Origin of the sequence: Halotia branconii CENA392 (assembly GCF_029953635.1) — a bacterium.
GTDB lineage: Bacteria > Cyanobacteriota > Cyanobacteriia > Cyanobacteriales > Nostocaceae > Halotia > Halotia branconii.
Window position 1 is genome coordinate 5,866,518 of sequence record NZ_CP124543.1, and the last position, 21,313, is coordinate 5,887,830.

Here is a 21,313-nt window from a genome sequence, read left to right on the forward strand (position 1 = left end):
ATCGAACGCTAAACAACTAATAAATCGCTGCCAAAAATATGATGATTACTCAAAAATAACTATGCTGGAATTTCAGATTGAATTTGAGCTTCATATCCCTACTTCAAACAATTTAGTTATAGGTACTTTGGGGCCTGCTGCTACTAGTAGTGACTATGCTTCTCAGTACATAATTAATCAACTAATTTCCGAAGAATTTACGGTATCAAATCAGTTGTTTGATACTTTTTTAGATGTTAAAGAAGCTTTGCTGCAAGACAAGATAGATTTAGCATTGGTTCCTCATGCTTACGACCGAATTAATGAGTTTTATATGGAGCCTGATTTTGAGTTAGGCTTTATTTTTATCTATCCTACTCCCGTTTATGGGCTGGCTAAAAAGAAAGATAAAGAGGCAGTTTTCAACGGTTCGAGAATTGTAACTCATCCAGCACCGCTACCTTTATTAAAACAACTCTTGCCAGATACTCAAGATCAAGCACAAATTAAAGTTGATTTATCTCCTTCTACTAGCGATTGCGCGATGCAAGTCAAGCAAGGGTTAGCCGACTTCGCTATTACTAATGAGAATGCAGCTAAAGTTTACGATTTAGAATTTATTTCTACTTATGGAAATATCCAGATGAGTTGGTCGCTTTTTCAGAAAAAAAGATTAAATTAACAACAAATTATGTCTAAATATTTTCCCCAACCAAAAACTATTATAATTAACTCTAATGTAGAGTTACTCGCCTTTCAATGTGAAGATACCGTTGTGCAGTTAGCTTCTATTCCTCCAAGCGCAACTTTTACATTACATCGACATCCCGAAAGTCAAATAGGAATGCAAATTAAAGGGCGGTTAGAATTTAATCTCAACGGTACAAAAGAAATTCTCGAACCTCTTGAGCAATTGTATGTTGCTGGTGCTAATGTGCTGCATGGTTCTACTAATCCTTTTTCAGAAACAGCATTAGCATTTGATGTAAAACGCATTACAAATTTGAAGGAACCTGAAGAGGCGATTTTAAAAGTTTCACCAATTTTCGATAAAATTACAGGGTTTGAATGTCAGTCTGTGGTTGGTTATTGGTTTGAAATTATTATTACTAAAATTCCTCCTAAAGCAATCATCCCAACTCGCCAAGCTAATGGTGAAAAAATGGGAATAGTCTTGAATGGTAAATTAGTGATCGCCATCCAAGACGAACAGCAACAGTTAGAATATGGTAGCGTTTATTATGCTCCTGCTGAGGCTTTATATGGAGGATATAATGCTTCTAATGAAACTGTAACTTTAATTGAGATTTTGATTAAGCCTTCCTCTTATCTTTCATTTAAAGAAAGTTTTTTAAAGACAGCACTAACTGCTTCCTAAAGGAATATGAATTATGGATTTAGGATTATCACAAAAAGTCGCCTTAGTAACAGGTGCAAGTGCTGGCATAGGTTACACCGTTGCTCAAAAGTTGGCAGTAGAAGGTTGTCATTTAGTAATTTGTGGTAGAAACTCTGACCGATTGGAACAAGCTTATCAAAGTTTGGTTGATTCTTCCACAAAAATTATCTCTATTTGTGCTGATGCTCAAAATGCTGGTGATTCTCAAAAACTAGTCCAAGAAGTTATTACACAATTTGGCAAAATCGATATTTTGGTCAACAATTCTGAAGGAGCAACATTTTCTCTTGAACCAATAGAAAATATCTATGATGCAGATTGGGAAAATGTCTTTGAGCGCAAGTTAATGGGCTATATTCGCATGACTAATCTGGTGCTACCGACGATGAAAAGTCAGCAATGGGGACGGATTATTAATATCATTGGTACATCAGGAAAAGAACCTTCTAGCCGTCTTGTGAAATCTGGGGTAGCGAATGCGGCATTAATGAACTTTACTAAAACTGTGGCGACGCAAGTTGCTAAATGGAATGTGTTAGTTACTGGTGTTAATCCTGGTTTGATTGATACTCCTAGGCATAGAGAATATTTAGAGGTTTTTGCCGAACAGGAAGGAAAGTCTGTTGATGAAATTATCGCCGGAAGTAATAAAATGATTCCGCTTGGTCGGCGTGGTTTGTCTAGTGAGGTGGCAAATTTAGTGGCGTTTTTAGCATCAGAATGTGCCAGTTATATAACGGGTGTGACTATTCCGGTTGATGGGGGATTATCGACATCGGCTTTTTAATTTTATTTATAATCAGTATTTAAACGAACCGCAAAGGGCGCATAGACGCGATAGCGGCTTCCCGCAGGGTAGGGCGCAAAGAGAAGAAAAGAAGAGAGAACACTTACATAAACCATAATTTTTAAACCAATGGTAGTTGCACAAAAGCCAAATAAAAGTAAAGATATTGAATCTATTTATCCTCTGTCGGCAATGCAAGAGGGGATGTTATTTCATGCTCTGTATGAGCCGGAATCGACGCTCTATTTTGAGCAGTTTCAATTAACTTTGCATGGTAATTTAGATGCAGGTATATTTGAACGTGCTTGGCAAGTTTTAGGGGAGCGACATTCGGTGTTGCGGACTCTTTTTGTTTGGAAGAATCGCAAGCAAGCCGTACAGGTAGTACGCAAACAAGTTAATTTATCTTGGTCTAATTTAGACTGGCGGATGTTATCTCAGCAGGAGCAAGAAATCCGGCTGAATTGGTTTTTAGAGGCAGATAAAAAGCAAGGTTTTGAACTTGACAAAGCTCCCATTATGCGGTGTGCATTAATTTGGGTAACCGATGAAACTTATGAGTTTGTTTGGAGTTTTCATCATTTGCTGCTTGATGGTTGGAGTTGGCCGATTATTTTCAGAGAATTATTTTCTATTTATGAGTCTATTCAAAATGGTAAACAGTTAAATTTAGCTCCGAGTCGTCCTTTTCGTGATTATATTAATTGGTTGCAGCAGCAAGATTTGGCTGGAGCAAAGGCATTTTGGCAAAAGAATCTTCAGGGTTTCTCTGCACCTACACCTTTGATTGTAGAACGAGCGATTGGGCAGAGTTCTCACCAACAACTATATATTGATGTTCTCTCCCAGAATCTATCGGCAAAGACGACAACAGCCTTAAAATCTTTTGCCCAACAGCATCATCTGACACTTGCAACTTTAGTTCAAGCAGCTTGGGCTTTGTTGCTCAGTCGCTATAGTGGCGAGTCTGATGTGGTTTTCGGCACTACTGTCTCTGGTCGTCCTCCGGCTTTATCTGGTGTAGAATCGATGGTGGGAGTGTTTATTAATACTCTGCCAGCACGGGTAAAAATTCCTGAGCAAACCGATTTGTTAACCTGGTTGCAGTTGTTACAAGAAGAGTACATCGAACGAGAACAGTCTTCATACACCCCACTGGTAGATATTCAGGGTGTGAGTGAAGTAGCTCGGACGCAACTTTTATTTGAAAGTTTGGTTGTCATTGAAAATTATCCTATTAATGCAACCTTGCAGCAACTCCCAGGAAATTTAAGTATCGAGGAAATTCAAGATAGAGGGCAAACTAATTATCCTTTGACGGTGGTGGCGATTCCTGGCGAGGAAATGACTGTCAAAATTAATTATGATCGCGATCGCTTCCATGCAGACATAATAGAGCGCATGGCCGGTCATTTCCTCACTTTATTAGAGGGAATTATCGCTAATCCCCATCGCACTCTAGGGGAGTTACCGCTATTAACTCAAGCAGAGAAAAATTTGCTGTTAAGAGAGTGGAATGCAACCGCCGCAGATTATCCCATCAATCGTTGCATTCATCAGTTATTTGAGGAGCAAGTTGCAAACAACCCTCAAGCTTTGGCGGTGGTATACGACAAGCAGCAATTGACATATCAGGAGTTAAACCAGCAAGCCAATAAAATCGCCCACCACTTACAACGTTTAGGTGTGAAACCAGATATCCCAGTGGGTATTTGCGTAGAGCGTTCGCAAGAGGCGATGATTGCTATTTTAGGTACGCTCAAGGCTGGGGGAGTTTGCGTTCCTCTCGATCCGCACTATCCGCCAGAGCGTTTAGCCTTCATGCTCAAGGATTCGCAAGCGCCAGTTGTATTAACTCAATCACGTTGGCGGTCATTACTTGAGGGTAGCTCGGCTCATCATCTAATTATGTTAGATGATGATGGAGACGAAATCAGCAAAGAATCTGCGGAAAATCCATCAATTGAAGTCACTGCTGATAACTTAGCCTACCTAATCTATACTTCTGGTTCTACTGGCACACCCAAAGGAACGATTGTTCCTCATCGCTCGCTCACTAATTTAGTCGCACACCATCAGGCGAAAATGGCTACAGGTGTTGGTGTGCTTCAGTTTGCTTCTTTGAGTTTTGATGTCAGCTATCACGAAATATCTGTGGCTTGGGGCTTTGGCGGCACATTGTATCTAATTCCAGAGTGCGATCGCAAAGATTTAGATAAATTAATCCACTTACTGGCTAACAACCCCATTGGTAAGGTTTTTCTCCCTGTTACCCTGTGGCAGCAATTAGCGGAAATCTACGGAGAACAAGTAGATTTATTTAACAATATTAGGGAAGCGATCGCTTGTGGCGAACAACTGCAAATTACACAGCCAATGATTAAGCTGTTTAAGCGTTTGCCCAATTGTACGCTCTACAATTTCTACGGACCTACAGAAGCAGATTTAGTTACAGCTTATACTTTTAGCCACAACCCAGATGAATGGCCGATTTATCCTCCCATTGGTAAACCAGCCGTCAATGTGCAAGTTTATTTGTTAGACCGCAATCTTCAACCCGTACCAATTGGCGTACCTGGGGAAATCTATGTGAGTGGTGATGGTTTGGCGCGTGGTTACCTCCACCGTCCAGATTTGACCAATCAAAAGTTTCTGCCTAATCCTTTTGCAAGAAGCAGGGGAGCAGGGGAGCATACTTCGACTGCGCTCAGTAACCGGGGGAGCAGGGGGGAAATTCCCTTTTCCGAGCGCCTCTATAAAACAGGGGATTTAGCAAAATACTTGCCAGATGGCAATATAGAGTTTTTGGGACGGATAGATGATTTGGTGAAAGTCCGGGGTTTCCGGGTGGAACTGGGAGAAGTTGAAGCCGTTCTCAGCAGACATCCGCAAATTAACCAAGCGGTAGCAAAAGTGTTTGGGGAAAGTGCTAGGGAAAAATATTTAGTGGCTTACTTTGTGCCAATTCCTGGCGAGACTATCACAGTTGAACAATTGCGAACTTTTTTGAGCGACCAACTGCCAGATTATATGATGCCATCGGCGTTTGTAGAAATGGAATCTTTTCCCCTTACACCCAATGGCAAAGTCAACCGTCGCGCTTTACCAGAACCATCGAACAGCAGACCCCAATTAAGCCAAACTTATGTAGAACCGCGCACACCCACCGAAGAAATTTTAGCGGGAATTTGGCGAGATGTTTTAGGGTTAGAAAAAATTGGCATTTACGATAACTTTTTTGATTTGGGTGGACATTCTTTATTAGCAACTCAGGTGATTGCTTTAACGCGCAAAGCATTTGGCATAGAGTTACCCCTTTTAAGTTTATTTGAATCGCCAGCGATCGCACCTTTAGCCCAAAAAATCGCCACAGCTAACACGCCACATCAACAAGATTTAGCCATCAAACGGATGCCATCGCAAGGCGAGGACATACCAATTTCTTTAACCCAGCTAGAATTGTGGTTTTTTGACCAATTCTATCCCGGCAATCCCATCTATAACTTACCTTTGATTTATCGCATCACAGGTGCGCTGAACGAAACAGCATTAGAAGATAGTTTAAGAGAAATTGTCCGACGACATGAGACATTGCGATCGACTTTTCAAGTTAAAAATGGACAAGTCGTTTATGCGATTGTTGACGAGCCTGTATTCGACTTTTGCGTAATCGATCTGCGTCATATTCCCGCAGCCAAACGCGAAACTCAAGTTAAACAACTGGCTGAGAAAGAACTTAAGCAGCCTTTTGATTTAGCACGCGGGGCGCTATTACGTAGCAAACTGTGGCGTTTGGATGAACAAGAATATTTATTTATTGCTGTTACCCATCATATTGTTGCTGATGGTTGGTCTTTTAGTATCCTCACTCAAGAATTAGCCGAACTTTATGCAGCTTTTTGTGAAGGTAAACCTTCTCCTCTCAAAGAGTTACCTATTACATATAGTGACTTTGCTCAATGGCAAAGACAGTGGTTAAAAGGAGAAGTTTTAGCATCTCAGCTTCAATTTTGGCAAAAGCATTTAGGCATTAGTCCACCAATATTGCAGCTACCAACTGATTATCCTCGTCCGCCAGTACGCACCTTTGAAAGTGCAGGTAAATCAGTAGTAATTTCCCAAAAACTAACCGATGCACTCAAAGCCTTGAATCAACAAGAAGGCGTAACTTTATTTATGACTTTGTTGGCAGCATTTCAAACATTACTTTTTTCTTATACAAGACAAGAAAATATTATTGTCAGTAGTGCTTTAGCCAATCGCACCAGAGTAGAAACAGAGACATTAATTGGTTTCTTTGTTAATTTGCTACCATTCTGCACCAATTTAGGAGGAAACCCCAGCTTCCGGGAATTATTAAGTCGAGTACGTGAAGTAGCTTTGGGTGTTTACGCTCATCAAGAAATGCCCTTAATCAAGCTAATAGAAAAACTCCAGCCAGTGAGAGACCCTAGCTATACATTAATCAATCAAGTAATGTTTGTCTTTCAAAATACTCCAGAAGACAATTTAGAGTTTTCCAATCTGATTTTAAAAGAGGAGTTAATTGCTAAAGATACCAAAGATACCGCAGAGTTTGATTTAGAGTTAACCCTGGAAGAAACATCAACAGGTATTGAAGGATTGCTGGTTTACCGAACAGATTTATTTGCAGATGCGACTATTACCAAAATGGTTGATAATTTCTTGAGTTTGCTAGAAAAAATAACTGTTAATTATAATCAACGTCTGGATGAACTTATCTCGACATTTGAAAAGCCAATTTTGACAAATCAAACTATTACATTACCAATAATAAAGGAATTTGTAAAGCCGCAAAATTCTATCGAAGAAACTGTATTAACTATCTGGCAGGAGGTTTTAAAAAAAGAGCAAATTAGTACTCAAGACAACTTTTTTGAATTAGGAGGTTATTCTGCTCTTGCTCTAGAAGTTAACTGCAAAATACAGTCAGCTTTCAAAGTAGAATTACCTTTAGTAACTCTGTTTGAAAAACCTACTATAGTTCAGCTAGCAGCAGCCATCCAATCAAAATAAATTTATGATGCAATATCGTAGATTCGGGCGAACAGAATTACCCTTGCCAGTCTTTTCTTGCGGCGGAATGCGCTACGCCTATACAGAAGATAAGGAGCTTAATATAGAACAAATTCCAAAGGAAAATCAAAGGAATTTAGAAGCTACTATTCATCGTGCTTTAGAGGTTGGCATTAATCACATCGAAACTGCCCGGCTCTATGGAACTTCGGAGATGCAGTTAGGTGAGGTTTTACCGAAGTTATCTAGAGAAAAAATAATTGTCCAAACTAAGGTTTGTCCAACGTCTGATGCTGACGAATTTTGCCGTTTATTTGATAAATCTTTGGCTTTATTAAAATTAGATTATATTGATTTATTAACCATACATGGCATTAATTATGAGTCACAATTTACAGATACAATGCGTCCCAATGGTTGTCTTGATGTAGCGCGACAATTACAAGCCGAGGGTAAGGTAAAGTTTATTGGCTTTTCTACCCACGCGCCAACGGATTTAATTATTAAAACTATTAATACTAATCAATTCGATTATGTAAATCTACATTGGTACTACATTAATCAATTTAATTGGACTGCTATTGAAGCCGCCACGCGTCACGATATGGGCGTATTTATTATTAGTCCATCTGATAAAGGTGGAATGCTATATAAACCGCCACAAAAGTTATTGGACTTATGCTATCCTCTCAGCCCAATGGCGTTTAATGATTTGTTTTGTTTAAGCCATCCGCAAGTACATACTCTGAGTTTAGGTGCATCAAAACCATCAGATTTTGATGAACATTTGCAAGTGATAGAACTTTTAGATAACGCTGATGAAATATTATTGCCTATTTTAACTCGGTTAGAAACAGCTGCGATCGCCTCTCTCGGAAAGGACTGGTATAGTACCTGGTACATTGGTTTACCCCACTATAGCCAAACTCCCGGTGAAATTAATATTCCCGTTATTTTATGGTTGCGAAATTTAGCGATCGCTTTTGATATGTGGGAATATGCTACAAGGCGTTACAACCACTTAAATAATGCCGATCCTTGGTTTCCTGGTAAGACAGCAGAACGAATTAGAGAATTTAATTTGAGTAATTGTTTGTGTCATAGTCCTCATGCTGACAAAATACCAGCTTTATTAGAAGATGCCCATAGCTTGTTATTTCAAGCTAGTCCCTCACGAAAAAATCTCACAACCAAACATGAAAATCTCTCTTCTCTAGCCCCTAGCCCCTATTTTTCAAGCTAGTTAAAAATAAATTGCGGAGTGGTTGCAAATGTCGTATTTTAAGTTATTACAAAAAAATAAAAAATATACTTTAATACGTCATCGTTGGCTAGTAATTAGCCTAGCTTTAGTAACTGCGATCGCTATAATTATCTCCAGTCAAATCAATTTGACAACTAAAGCAACACCAATATCTCAAATTATTATTTCTGTCCCTACTGAACCCACAACTTTTAATCCTGCTTTGATTCTCGAATCAGCTTATACTTTACTCTTTAACTATGAAGGTTTAGTTAAAGAAAATGGTAGGGGAGAAATTGAACCTTGTCTAGCCCAATCTTGGCAAACTTCATCAAATAAAACACAAGTAATATTCACCCTCCGCAAAGGTTTAAAATGGTCAGATGGTAAACCACTAACTGCGGAAGATGTGGTGTTTACTTACAATGAGATTTATGCCAATCCAGTCATTCCTACTTATGCTAAAGACTTCTTTTTGATTGGTAAAAACCGTACATTTCCCAAAGCACGAAAATTAGATGATTTGCGCGTTAAATTTACATTACCTGAACCATTTGCGCCATTTATTCGGGCGACAAAATTAGAAATTTTACCAGCCCATATATTTAGAGAAAGTGTTAAACAAAAAGACACCGAAGGTAGACCGAAATTTTTATCTACTTGGGGAACAGATACCCCACCAGAAAATATTATTGTCAACGGTCCTTATACAATAGAATCTTATACTCCAAGCCAGCGCATAACTTTTCGTAAAAATCCTTATTATTGGCGTAAAGATGCTCAAGGTAATTCGCAACCTTATATTGAACGTGTCATTGCCCAAATTATTCCTAATCAAGATACTTCTTTAATGCAATTTCGTTCTGGAGGATTAGATTACATTAACGTTAATACAAATTCTTTTTCATTATTAAAACATGAAGAAGACAAAGGAAAGTTTACTATTTATAATGGCGGTCTTTTTGTAGGCTCAAGTGCTATTACTTTTAATCTCAATAAAGGTAGTAGAAATGGTAAATTATTGGTCGATCCCATCAAGTCTCGATGGTTTAATCAAGTCGAATTTAGACAAGCGATCGCTTATGCAATTAACCGCCAACAAATCCTCAATAATATCTATAAAGGACTGGGTCAAATACAAAATTCACCCATTGCTGTACAAAGCAAATACTATTTATCCATTGAAACAGGTTTAAAAATTTATGAATACAACCTCCAAAAAGCCAAAGAACTACTCTTAAAAGCGGGTTTTCAATATAACAACCAAGGCCAATTACTAGACGACCAAGGAAATTTTGTTCGCTTCGCTCTCACAACAAATGCTAGTAATAATATCTTGCAAGCGATGGGAGTTATCATTAAACAAAATTTGCGCGATCTTGGCATAACTGTTGATTTCGAGCCTTTAGCTACTAGCATTTTCGTTAAAAAACTGACTCAAACTTTCGATTGGGAGTGTCAATTACTTGAAGTTGCTGCCGCTCAAGAACCCAATGATTGGGCTAATATTTGGCTTCCTGATGCTGGTTTGCACTTTTTTAATCCACTATCCCTGCCAGGACAAACGCCAATAACTGGGCGAGAAATAGCAGACTGGGAACAGAAAATTGGTGATTTATATATGCAAGCAGTTTCAGAATTAGATGAAGCAAAGCGCAAGGCTATCTACGCAGAAACTCAACGCATTACTCAGGAGTATCTACCATTTATTTATTTAGTCAACCCTTTATCAATGGTGGCAGTCCGAAATCGGATTCAAGGTATTGAACACTCTGCCTTAATAGGAACATTTTGGAACCCTTACGACCTGAAACTGACAAACAATAACTGAATCGGAAACTTCTAAATTCCTAAGTTTTTAGCACTATTACATCTACCATTAGTTGTTAAATACCAATTACTGTCATTGACTTTCATCTTTCCCTAAAAACAAACTTTCTTAATCAATAAATATAAAAAACATGAAAATTGCCTTTTTCGATTATCCTTGGACCCTTGCAGAACCACCTACTGTTGGATCGCTATGTCTATATTCTTACCAAATGGGGCGTTATTTAGCTCGTTCTAATGAAGTTGTTTTCTATGGTTCAAAAGCTCCACATCATCAAGAATTAGAAAACTACGAAGAAGGAATTTTTTATCGAAGAATCCCAAAAAGCTTTATCAATCAGCTATTAGAACCATTGAATTTACTTGATAATTGGCAAATATCGAATCCTAAACGTCCCTTTTTTGCTTCTAAATTATATTATTTAGGATATTATTTGCAAATTGCTAGAGATATACAGTCACAGCAATGTGATGTTATCCATATACACCTTGTTTCTCAATTTGTGCCTCTCATACGAGCATTTAATCCTCAAGCCAAAATTGTTTTACACATGAATACTGAGTGGTTGACACAGCTTGATTCTGTGATGATTGAACGACAAATTGAGCAAGTCGATTTAGTTATTGGATGTAGCGATTACGTTACTAATAAAATACATAAAACTTTTCCCAATATTCCATGTAAAACTATTTTTAATGGTGTAGATGTTAATATATTTTCACCTAAAAATGAATATAGTAAAATAACAGCAAAGAAAATTAAACAATTAATATTTGTTGGTAGAATATCTCCAGAAAAAGGAGTACATATTTTATTAAAAGCATTTAATCAAGTGATATTAAAGTATCCTCATGTGCAATTGAAAATAATAGGGCCAGAAAATGCTGTATTACCTTGGGAAATGATGAATAAAGAAGATCCCAATGTAGTAAAACTAGCTCCTTTTTACAAAGAAAACTATGGTTCGCAACTACGGAATATAATTTCTCCAAATGCTGCTAATTCTGTATTTTTTGTAGGAACAGTCGAAAACTTTAAGTTAATTGAATTTTATGAACAAAGCGATATTTTTATCTTCCCATCAGTTTGGAACGAGCCATTCGGAATACCAATTATTGAAGCAATGGCTATGCAATTGCCCGTCATTGCTACTTATAGTGGTGCTTTTCCAGAAATTGTGGAGCAAGGAACGACAGGTTTATTAGTGGAGAGAAGCAATGCTGATGCTCTAGCTGAGGCAATTCTGTGCTTACTCGAAAATGAGAATCTCAGCAAAGCAATGGGAAAAGCTGGACGACAACGGGCAGTTGAAAAGTTTTCTTGGGATTGCTTGAGTGAAAGCCTATTGGATCAGTATAAACAAATTTGTGAGAACACTATTGATTGATGAGCGAGTACTCCCAATCATCAAATGCGACGGGAAACCCACTCCTTCGTAGGATGTCCGGGATAGTCGCCCCGTCGCCGTCAGTTGCTAGTGGTCATACCATTTCACGAAATTACTGATACAAATTACTTTTCTTACTCCCCCTGCCTCCTCTGCTTCCCCTGCTTCCCCAAATGTATCAACTTTAAAGTGAAACGGTATCAGTGGTCAGTGGCAAAAACAACTGACTACTGACAAAGTAGCGCGAAATCTCACTCCTTTAGGTGTGAGATGAGCTTAAAAATTCTTGCCTTCCCAATAAATTAATTCAGGAGATTAGAAAATGACAACAATTTATTTACACATTGGTATGCCTAAAACCGGAACAAGCTCTCTGCAAAAAATATTATTTAATAACAGAGATAAGCTTTTAGAAGCTGGATATTTATATCCTATGTCCGGTATTCGGCATAATGCGAAAGAAGTAGAAGATCGCTATTGTCATAATCTTTTGGCTCTATGTTTTCTTGATTTTAAAGAAAAAAATGATTTACTTTCACAGTTTCCGACTTGGGAATCTCTTAAAACCGAAATAGATTCTATTAATCCTAACAACGTGATAATTTCGGCAGAGGCTTTTAATTTTTATGATGTCTTTTATAAGCCTGAAACAATTGCTAAAATCAAAGATTTATTAAATGATTATGAAATTAAGATAGTAATTTATCTTAGAAAGCAAGATGATTTTTTAGAATCCTGTTATCGCTACATGGTTAATATAGGAGCTTGTAGAGTAGGCATCCAAGAATTTTTTAATGAATTTAAACACATGTTTAATTATTATCAAATACTAGAAAATTGGGCAGGTATATTTGGATATGAAAACATTATTGTTAGACGTTTTGTCAAAAATAAATCAAAAAATAATAATTTTGATGATTTTTTAAAAGCAATTAATTTATTAGAAAGTAAAATTATTTTTGAAGTTAATAATATTGAAAATATAAATGTATCTCCTTCAGTCAAAATGACAAAAATACTTTTACATATAAATAATTTCAATGAAATATTTATAGAAAAAATTGTCAATATCTTTTATGATAACTATTGGCGAAAATATCAAGATTTTTTAAGATATTTACGTAACAATAAAATGATATGTGAATTATTCTCGACTTTACCCTCATTTTTAATTGACGGTATCCTTATCTCACCAAAAGAAAAACAAAAACTCATGGAACAGTTTGAGCAATCAAATAGTCAATTAGCTATCAAATATTTAGGTCAAAAAGATGGGAAGTTGTTTGAAAATACACTATAGTTTTTGGTTTGAATTTTACTTTTTTAATTCCAGTCTTTCTGTATAGTATTTTGAATTAAAAGAATTTGGAACAGCATTATAAAATTATGACTAAAAATGAAATATCTGAGTGATATTAAAAAACTGCAATTAATTAAAAATAAGAATATTGAATCTATATACCCTCTTTCTCATCTGCAACAGGGTATGCTTTTTCATACTCTGCGTGAGCCAGAATCAGGAGTATATTTTGAGCAGTTTTGTCTCACACTTGCAGGAAATTTAGATATTAACTTGCTTCAGGAAGCCTGTACGCGAGTAGTTAAGCGTCACCCAGTTTTGCGTACCCTGGTTATTTGGGAAAAGCAAGAAAAGCCTCTCCAGGTAGTATGTAAGCAGGTAGATTTACCTTGGCAAATATGTGATTGGCGTTCTTTATCTGCAACAACACAAAAAGAGCATCTAGAAGCGTTTTTACAAGCGGATAGAGTTGAAGATTTTATCCTTGATAAAGCTCCTCTGATGCGCTTTACTTTAATTCAAGTTGCTGATGATACTTATGAATTTATTTGGAGTTTTCATCATCTACTAATTGATGGCTGGAGTTTGTCAATTATCTGCAAAGAATTTTTTGCTTTTTATCATGCTTTAATTAAAGGTGAATATTTATATTTAAATACTTCCCGTCCTTATCGAAATTATATTAATTGGTTACAGCAACAAGATTTAAAAGCAGCAAAAACATTTTGGCAGCAACAGCTTGAAGACTTAACTAGTCCTACCCGATTGTTAATAAATCGGGGTGAGTCTCAATCAAAAACTTATTGCGAACACCAATGTTGTTTATCAGCAACAATAACTGCGGCTTTACAATCCCAAGCACAACAGTATCATCTGACAGTTTCTACCTTTATTCAAGCAGCTTGGGCGATTTTACTCAGTCGCTACACTGATGAATCGGAAATTGTATTTGGTGCAACTGTATCCGGTCGTCCTCCCACTTTATTGGGGGTGGAATCGATGGTGGGACTATTTATTAATACGCTACCAGTCAGGCTGAAAGTACCAACAGCAACACCTTTATGGCAATGGCTGCGGGAATTGCAGACGCAACAAATAGAGCGATCGCAGTATTCTTGGTTTCCGTTAGTAGATATTCAAGCTAACAGCGAAATTCCCCCAGAATTACCTTTATTTGAAAGCATTGTGGTGTTTGAGAATTACCCACAATTTCCATCCATATCAAATCTCGATACAAGCATCCAAATTACCAAACGGCGAGTCATTGAACAAACCAATTATCCCCTGACAGTTATCGCTGTACCCGGACAAGAATTATCTCTACGCATTCTTGACGATGGTAGCCGCTTTGATGAGGAAACGATTACCCGCATGATGGGTCACTTAGTGACTTTGTTAGAGGGTATGGTTGCAAACATTGAGCAGACAGTACCAGAAATATCTATGCTCACGGCTGCTGAACAGCAGCAAATCTTAGTATGGAATGATACGCAAACAGATTATCCTCAAAAATGTATTGCTCAGTTGTTTGCAGAACAAGTAGAACGAACACCAGATGCAGTTGCAGTCTCGTTTCAATCTCAACAACTAACTTATCGTGAATTAAATTGTCAGGCTAACCAGCTAGCGCACTATCTCCAAAACCTGGGGGTAAAACCAGAAGTGCGTGTGGGGATTTGCGTTGAGCGTTCTTTATCGATGGTCGTCGGAATTTTGGCAATTCTTAAAGCTGGTGGTGCTTACGTACCTTTAGATCCGCGATCGCCTCAAGAACGCTTGAGTTATATATTGAGCGATTCTCAAGCCTCGGTGTTGCTGACAAACTCATCAATTAGCTTATCTCAGCCATCATTAACAGTTATTTGCTTAGATAAATTAGAGATTTTCTGCCACAACAGCCAAGAAAATCCTCTTAGTGAAGTTACACCAGATAACTTAGCTTATGTGATGTATACTTCCGGCTCAACTGGTAAACCTAAAGGTGTCGCCATGAGTCAGCGTTCTCTGGCGAACCTTTTACATTGGCAAATCCAAGAAAGTGCCGTTATTTGTGCCAAAACCCTGCAATTTGCTTCTATCAGCTTTGATGTCTCTTTTCAAGAAATCTTTTCTACTTTATGTAGTGGCGGCACATTAAGATTAATTACCGCAGAAATACAGAAAGATGGGTTTGCATTATTACAGTTAATTGCCCAAGAAAAGATAGAAAGACTATTTCTGCCGTTTGTCGCCCTGCAACAATTAGCTTATGCTGCCTCCGTTTCTCAAATCTATCCTGCATCTTTGCGTCAAATTATCGCAGCCGGAGAACAGTTACAAATTACACCGGATTTAGTTAAATTTTTTGAGCAACTTCCTAGTTGTAGATTGCAAAATCAGTATGGGCCAACAGAGACTCATGTAGTAACAAGTTTTACCTTACAAGATTCTGTCAGCAATTGGGCGCAACTGCCGCCCATTGGTAGAGCGATCGCCAATACGCAAATCTACATCCTTGACCGCCATCTGCAACCATTACCAATTGGCATTCCTGGGGAATTGTATATCGGTGGTGTGGCGATCGCTCGAAGTTATATTAATTCTCCAAAATTGACTGCGGAAAAATTCATTGAGAAAGATGGGAAGCGTTTATACAAAACAGGCGATCGCGCCCGCTATCTCAGCGATGGCAACATTGAATTTCTGGGACGCATTGACAATCAAGTGAAAGTGCGCAGCTTTCGCATTGAACTAGGAGAAATTGAAACCGTACTCGCTGCACATCCCCAGGTAAAAGAAGCGGTAGTGATTGCAAGAGAAGACAAACCAGGAAACAAGCGTCTCGTCGCCTACATCGTCCCCAAACACCAGCACTTAGACACCAGCGAACTGCTTTGTTACCTCAAAGAAAAGCTACCTGAATATATGCTGCCTTCTGCTTTTGTCAAGTTGCTGGATGCTTTACCTTTAACCCCGAATGGCAAAATAGAACGCCGCGCTTTACCTGCACCCGCGAGTAGAAAAACGCGTAATGTTTCTCTAGACTTAATCCCACCTCGTACTGCTACTCAACAAGTGTTAGTAGGAATTTGGTGTGATGTTTTAGAACTACAACAAGTGGGGATTCATGACAACTTCTTTGCGTTAGGAGGTCATTCCCTCTTTGCAATGCAAGTTATAGCAAGGTTGCGTGAAACCTTTAAAGTAGAGTTACCCATCAGCTGTTTGTTCGATTATCCGACGATAGTTGAGTTAGAGCAGCAGATTTCCAAATATCTCCAAAACAAGTTAGAAGTTCTAACTCCATCTCTCAAACCACTACCCCAGAAAACAAAAGAATTGCCAATTTCCTTAACTCAGCTTGAGTTTTGGATATTAACACAATTAAATCCAGGCATTCCCGTCTATAACATTCCTTTAGCTTATCGCTTGACAGGTTTACTTAATGTCACAGCCTTGACGCAAAGCTTTGTAGAAATTGTCCGCCGTCATGAAGCCTTGCGAACTACTTTTGCAGTCGCAGATAAGCAAGTAATTCAGAAAATTACTCAGCAGCCAGTATTGCCATTTTCAGTTGTAGACTTGCGAAAATTGGCTAAATCAAAAACTGAGCGCAAGGCTTTAGCACAAAAATTTGTAAATGAAGAAAAAAACCAACCTTTCAATTTAGAAAAAGAGCCATTATTCCGCATCAAACTACTGCGGCTTTCTGATGCCGAGCATTTACTAATAGTCACTATCCATCATCTAGTTTTTGATGGTTGGTCTGTAGGAGTATTCTTACAAGAACTGACAAAATTATACGCAGCATTTTCTCACGGTCAGCCCTCACCGCTTGCCGATTTACCCATTCAATATGCCGACTTTGCCCATTGGCAACAACAATGGGTTGCTCGTCCAGCTTTCAAATCTGAGCTTGACTACTGGAAGCAACAACTAAGCAATAGCAAACTTATATTACAGCTACCTACGAATCATCCGCGCTTACCAGTCCGAACTTTTGCAGGTGCAAGTCAAACTTTTATCATCCCTAAAAGCTTAACAACTGCGCTCAAAAATCTCAGCCAACAGCACAATGTAACTCTGTTTGTGACCTTGCTAACAGCCTTCAAAATAGTTCTATTTTCTTACACCAAACAAACCGATATTATCGTCGGCACTCCATTTGCCAATCGCCAGCAACTAGAAACCAAAGAATTGATTGGCTGCTTGATTAATACCCTACCAATACGTACATATTTAGGGGGCAATCCTAGCCTGAGTGAGTTGTTACAGCAGGTGCGGGGATGCTTTTTAGCCGCAAGCGATCGCCAGCAAATGCCCTTTGTGAAATTATTAGAAGCACTACAGCCAAAACGAAAACCTAATCATTCTTTACTATATCAAGTGATGTTTAACTTTTTGCCGCCAGCAGATTTAAAATTGACAAATTTGACCGTTCATCCTTGGGAAATTGCAACTAATACAGCAGAATTTGACTGGGATATTTACCTGCAACAAACAACATTAGGAAATATTGAAGGGAAATGGTGCTACAAAATCGATTTATTTGATGCTAATACTATCAGCCGTGCAGTGACTCAGTTTTTGATGTTGCTGGAACTGATAATTACTAATCCCGAATGTCATCTGAGTGAGCTTTCTTTACTATTTTACAAACATAATTCTCAATACCATGCCATCTAAATACATCTAATTATTATAGTTTTGATATTTTGCCAACACTATCTATCAAATTTCAAGAATTATGCAAGAACAAGGAATCACAATCTGGTTTACAGGATTAAGTGGTGCAGGTAAAACCACTATTTGCCGAGCAGTCGAGCAAAAGTTAATCAATTTGGGATATAAAGTCGAAGTTTTAGACGGCGATGTAGTCCGCCAGAACTTATGTAAAGGACTTGGCTTTAGCCGAGAAGATCGAAATGAGAATATTCGACGCATTGGTTTTGTAGCTCAGTTATTAACTCGCAATGGAGTTATTGTTTTGGTTTCTGCGATCTCACCATATCGTGAGATTAGGGAAGAGGTAGGGCAAAAAATAGGCAATTTCATGGAAGTGTATGTCAACGCGCCTCTTGAAGTTTGCGAACAACGAGACGTAAAAGGCTTGTATAAGCGCGCTAGAAATGGAGAAATACCTAAATTCACGGGAATTGATGATCCTTACGAACCTCCTCTTAATCCTACAGTAGAGTGCAGAACTGACCAGGAGAGCGTGGCGGAAAGTCTTGAGAAAGTCTGGCAAAAGCTAGAGGAATTTTTGAAATCGGCAATGCCAGCAAATTTTACTCCAGAAATTTCTAGTAAAGCTGTGCAGCTTCATAAGAATATTGTTTAAAGTGTAATTTTTTGTATTGTAGTTGAACTGAGAATATGCAAACTCAAGCTGTTAGCGATCGCTCCTTAATGAACGATGCTTCTCCTCCATCTACTAATAAATTTTGGGATAATTTCAAAGCGATCTTTGGCCCTTATTGGTATCCCACGGAATCCGGTAAAGAGCATTTCCAGACGTACTACGTATATGGATAATGCTTATTTTCCTGATTATTTTAATCGAGATATGTTGGTAGTCTTGCTGCTGTCCATCTTCCAAATTCATAGATTCTGGTATATATATTGTGATTGAATCTTCATCTTAATATGTAAGATAATTTTTTGGTATTTTAATTATTGGCACGGTTTAATTCTCTTGCTTCTAATATTTATTGGTTTGATGATAACGGATTTATTTCAATTCTTATCAAACTTGATGACTGTCAATCAACAATTTACGGTCGGATATGCGATCAAAAGAAGTAATTTTTCTTTTGTCACTCCGGGAAGAGTAAAATGAGAAAAGAGGTCTGAAAAGCAGGAGGAAACTATGACACAGCCAAGAAGTCCCAAACCAAGCATCAAATTTGTGGACGAATATTGTGCAATCTACCAAAACCTAAATTAGAGAGTGGGCAAAACTTTAACCCAGACAATTAAATTTGTGATTATGGAAATTACTTTAGTTGAACAATTGGAAGAAAGGCTACGGCAGGCTATGCTTCAAAGTGATGTTTTAGCTTTAGAAGAACTAATTGCCGATGATTTAGTTTTCACCACCCACACAGGTGAATTAATTGATAAGCAGATGGACTTAGAAGCATATCGCTCAGATATTCAAAAACTTATCTTACTCCAAGGTCAACAGCAGCGAGTGCAACTCTACGGTAATACAGCGGTAGTAACAGTTAAGATGGAGGTTGCTGGCACTTTTGAAGGTAAAGCTTTTGTAGGTATATACCGATACACAAGAGTTTGGGCAAAGTCACAGCCACAAGGAAATTGGCAAGTCGTCGCTGGTCATGTTAGTCAAGTACTGTAATCTGAAGCTGATTTACAACCATTAGTACAATCAACCATTACTTGCCAAGGTTACAACAACTTCTAGTCCAGGCGATTGCGTCGTTCCACTCGCAATGACATATCACAAGTAATTTACCGGACATGATATCATTGAGATTATTCCAATATTTTGGATAGCAGATTTGACATACGTTATCATTAGCCAATCGGCGACAGTGGTATGTAATAAATGTTAAACTTTCCACTTTTGTTGTCTTAGCGATGCCAATTGCAAGCGTGAGTGCTGTAATCAAAGCTCTACATAGTTGATATAGTGCTTAGTTACCGCGAATGCAGTCGGCTAGAAATGCCAGCAAAACGATAGAATATTGTTTAATAAAATCAGTAATCTTGATATCTTGGCTCAACATTCGGTATTCATTCGCCATTTTTTAAAACTTGCATCTATAAATGTACTTTCAAATTTAATGGTTCCGTTAGCTGGACTGTTAGATGTAATATTTTTAGGTCATTTAACAGAAATCCGTCACTTAGCAGGTGTGGCACTAGCAACAATTCTGTTCAATTACATTTATTGGACATTCGGTTTCTTACGCATGGGTACAACTGGGATGGTTGCACAGGCGATAGGACGTAAAGATAATCAATCAGTTCTGCTAATTGGTTTACAGCATGGCATTTTAGCATTGATATTAGGACTGATCATCCTGATTCTACAGCAACCTTTACAATGGTTAGGGTTTACAATTTTAAGTGCGACATCCCAAGTGAAGCAATCTGGTGTTGAATTTTACAATGCTTTAGTTTGGGGTGCGCCAGCAACGTTAATTAACTTTGTCTTAATTGGTTGGTTTTTAGGACAAGCAAAAAGTAGTAAAGTGTTGTTGCTTTCAGCCGTTGGTAACTGTGCAAATGTATTACTTGATTATTTATTTATTGTTCAATGGGGATGGGAAAGTAGAGGAGCAGGTTTAGCAACAGCTATTAGTCAGTATCTGATGCTCATAGTAGGTATTGGGTTATGTTATCAAGAAATTTCATTTGGACAGATACGTACTTTAACTGGAAAACTATTTGACCTGTCCGCCTTCAAATCAGCCTTAATACTTAATGGTGAAATTATTATTCGGACTTTTGCCTTAATCTCGACAATGGCGATATTTACCAACCTCAGTTCAATATTAGGAACTTCAGTTCTAACGGCAAATACTGTACTGATGCAAATCGTGGGTCTGGCAGCATATTTTATTGATGGTTTAGCATTTGCTACTGAAAGTTTCGCAGGAATTTATCAAGGTAGTGGCAATACTACTTCTTTAAAACAACTGTTACAATTTTCTCTAATCAGCAGTTTGATTATAGGGTTAACCTTTGCTGTTGTATTTATTTCGGCTCCAGAACCACTGTTGAAATTGCTGACCAATCATACTGAAACTATTAATAATTTACATTCTTATGTTCCTTGGCTATTACCAGTTTTAGGATTTGGTTCAATTGCTTATGCACTAGATGGTTATTTTTTAGGACTAACTCAAGGTCATATACTTCGTCAAGCTATGCTGAAAGCTACATTAATTGGTTTTATTCCATCAGCTATTACAGCTTGGTATTTCCATAATAGTCATCTACTATGGCTATCAATGTCTTTATTTATGGCAGCAAGAACAATAACTTTAGCATTGCGTTTACCAGCAACATTGAATCAGTAACTATTGTTTGTATGTCAAAAATTCTTCGTTTCCATATTTACCAGTTTTTACGGGAGAAATAGAAGTAGTTAACGAAGAAGCAGAAAACTTTGAAGATGATATTTCCGCTATAATTTATAAGAAATAGCCTCAATTAAGCTGATAAGAAATGCTATTGAAAGAGTTCTGTTAATGAGAAGTCTAGTATATGTCTGCATAGTACAAGGAAAGATAAGACAGTTAAGCAAATCATTTAGTAGACAGATAAGATAGTTAGTAGATTTTACAAAACCCCGCTTTTGAAAAATAAAATCTACAATTATTAATATTTAATGACATCT

General features: G+C 37.8%; 13 protein-coding genes. All 13 read left to right on the plus strand.

The annotated features are described in order from the left end of the window. The first annotated feature begins 61 nt into the window (after positions 1-61). Positions 62-661: a LysR family transcriptional regulator gene (locus QI031_RS25715; protein ID WP_281482420.1), complete on the plus strand. Its 600-nt coding sequence runs from the start codon at positions 62-64 to the stop codon at positions 659-661. A gap of 9 nt (positions 662-670) precedes the next feature. Then, positions 671-1,357 (plus strand): cupin domain-containing protein, encoded by a 687-nt coding sequence (locus tag QI031_RS25720; protein ID WP_281482421.1) that lies wholly within the window; start codon positions 671-673, stop codon positions 1,355-1,357. 13 nt (positions 1,358-1,370) lie between these two features. Continuing rightward, positions 1,371-2,165 carry an SDR family oxidoreductase gene (locus QI031_RS25725; protein WP_281482422.1) on the plus strand — a complete coding sequence of 265 codons (795 nt, stop codon included), beginning with the start codon at positions 1,371-1,373 and terminating at the stop codon, positions 2,163-2,165. A gap of 129 nt (positions 2,166-2,294) precedes the next feature. After that, entirely contained in the window at positions 2,295-7,202 is a 4,908-nt protein-coding gene (locus tag QI031_RS25730; protein WP_281482423.1) for a non-ribosomal peptide synthetase, read from the plus strand. Positions 7,203-7,209: 7 nt separating this feature from the next. Further along, entirely contained in the window at positions 7,210-8,445 is a 1,236-nt protein-coding gene (locus QI031_RS25735; RefSeq protein ID WP_281486122.1) for an aldo/keto reductase, read from the plus strand. A 28-nt stretch (positions 8,446-8,473) separates the two neighbouring features. Next, positions 8,474-10,276: an ABC transporter substrate-binding protein gene (locus QI031_RS25740; protein WP_281482424.1), complete on the plus strand. Its 1,803-nt coding sequence runs from the start codon at positions 8,474-8,476 to the stop codon at positions 10,274-10,276. A 130-nt stretch (positions 10,277-10,406) separates the two neighbouring features. Further along, positions 10,407-11,663, plus strand: a complete 1,257-nt coding sequence (locus tag QI031_RS25745; RefSeq protein WP_281482425.1) for a glycosyltransferase family 4 protein — start codon at positions 10,407-10,409, stop codon at positions 11,661-11,663. Positions 11,664-11,985: 322 nt separating this feature from the next. Then, complete coding sequence (locus tag QI031_RS25750) at positions 11,986-12,963, plus strand: hypothetical protein (protein WP_281482426.1); 978 nt, start codon at positions 11,986-11,988, stop codon at positions 12,961-12,963. Between the two features lie 96 nt (positions 12,964-13,059). Continuing rightward, positions 13,060-17,628 (plus strand): non-ribosomal peptide synthetase, encoded by a 4,569-nt coding sequence (locus tag QI031_RS25755; RefSeq protein ID WP_281482427.1) that lies wholly within the window; start codon positions 13,060-13,062, stop codon positions 17,626-17,628. Positions 17,629-17,689: 61 nt separating this feature from the next. Further along, on the plus strand, positions 17,690-18,283 hold the full coding sequence (gene cysC / locus QI031_RS25760) for an adenylyl-sulfate kinase (RefSeq protein WP_281482428.1): 594 nt from the start codon (positions 17,690-17,692) through the stop codon (positions 18,281-18,283). A gap of 35 nt (positions 18,284-18,318) precedes the next feature. Continuing rightward, positions 18,319-18,477 (plus strand): hypothetical protein, encoded by a 159-nt coding sequence (locus tag QI031_RS25765; protein WP_281482429.1) that lies wholly within the window; start codon positions 18,319-18,321, stop codon positions 18,475-18,477. 454 nt (positions 18,478-18,931) lie between these two features. Beyond that, the gene (locus QI031_RS25770; RefSeq protein ID WP_281482430.1) at positions 18,932-19,303 is read left to right on the plus strand and encodes a nuclear transport factor 2 family protein; all 372 of its coding nucleotides are present in this window, start codon (positions 18,932-18,934) and stop codon (positions 19,301-19,303) included. Positions 19,304-19,682: 379 nt separating this feature from the next. Beyond that, entirely contained in the window at positions 19,683-20,993 is a 1,311-nt protein-coding gene (gene gntT, locus QI031_RS25775) for a guanitoxin biosynthesis MATE family efflux transporter GntT (RefSeq protein ID WP_281486123.1), read from the plus strand. Positions 20,994-21,313: the final 320 nt, after the last annotated feature.

Excerpts from the sequence above, each read along its gene's own strand:
- QI031_RS25750 (WP_281482426.1), top strand. The coding sequence starts at position 11,986 with ATGACAACAATTTATTTACACATTGGTATGCCTAAAACCGGAACAAGC.
- QI031_RS25735 (WP_281486122.1), top strand. The coding sequence starts at position 7,210 with ATGCAATATCGTAGATTCGGGCGAACAGAATTACCCTTGCCAGTCTTT.
- cysC (WP_281482428.1), top strand. The coding sequence starts at position 17,690 with ATGCAAGAACAAGGAATCACAATCTGGTTTACAGGATTAAGTGGTGCA.
- QI031_RS25740 (WP_281482424.1), top strand. The coding sequence starts at position 8,474 with ATGTCGTATTTTAAGTTATTACAAAAAAATAAAAAATATACTTTAATA.
- QI031_RS25720 (WP_281482421.1), top strand. The coding sequence starts at position 671 with ATGTCTAAATATTTTCCCCAACCAAAAACTATTATAATTAACTCTAAT.
- QI031_RS25745 (WP_281482425.1), top strand. The coding sequence starts at position 10,407 with ATGAAAATTGCCTTTTTCGATTATCCTTGGACCCTTGCAGAACCACCT.
- QI031_RS25730 (WP_281482423.1), top strand. The coding sequence starts at position 2,295 with ATGGTAGTTGCACAAAAGCCAAATAAAAGTAAAGATATTGAATCTATT.
- QI031_RS25770 (WP_281482430.1), top strand. The coding sequence starts at position 18,932 with ATGGAAATTACTTTAGTTGAACAATTGGAAGAAAGGCTACGGCAGGCT.
- QI031_RS25765 (WP_281482429.1), top strand. The coding sequence starts at position 18,319 with ATGCAAACTCAAGCTGTTAGCGATCGCTCCTTAATGAACGATGCTTCT.
- QI031_RS25715 (WP_281482420.1), top strand. The coding sequence starts at position 62 with ATGCTGGAATTTCAGATTGAATTTGAGCTTCATATCCCTACTTCAAAC.
- QI031_RS25755 (WP_281482427.1), top strand. The coding sequence starts at position 13,060 with ATGAAATATCTGAGTGATATTAAAAAACTGCAATTAATTAAAAATAAG.
- QI031_RS25725 (WP_281482422.1), top strand. The coding sequence starts at position 1,371 with ATGGATTTAGGATTATCACAAAAAGTCGCCTTAGTAACAGGTGCAAGT.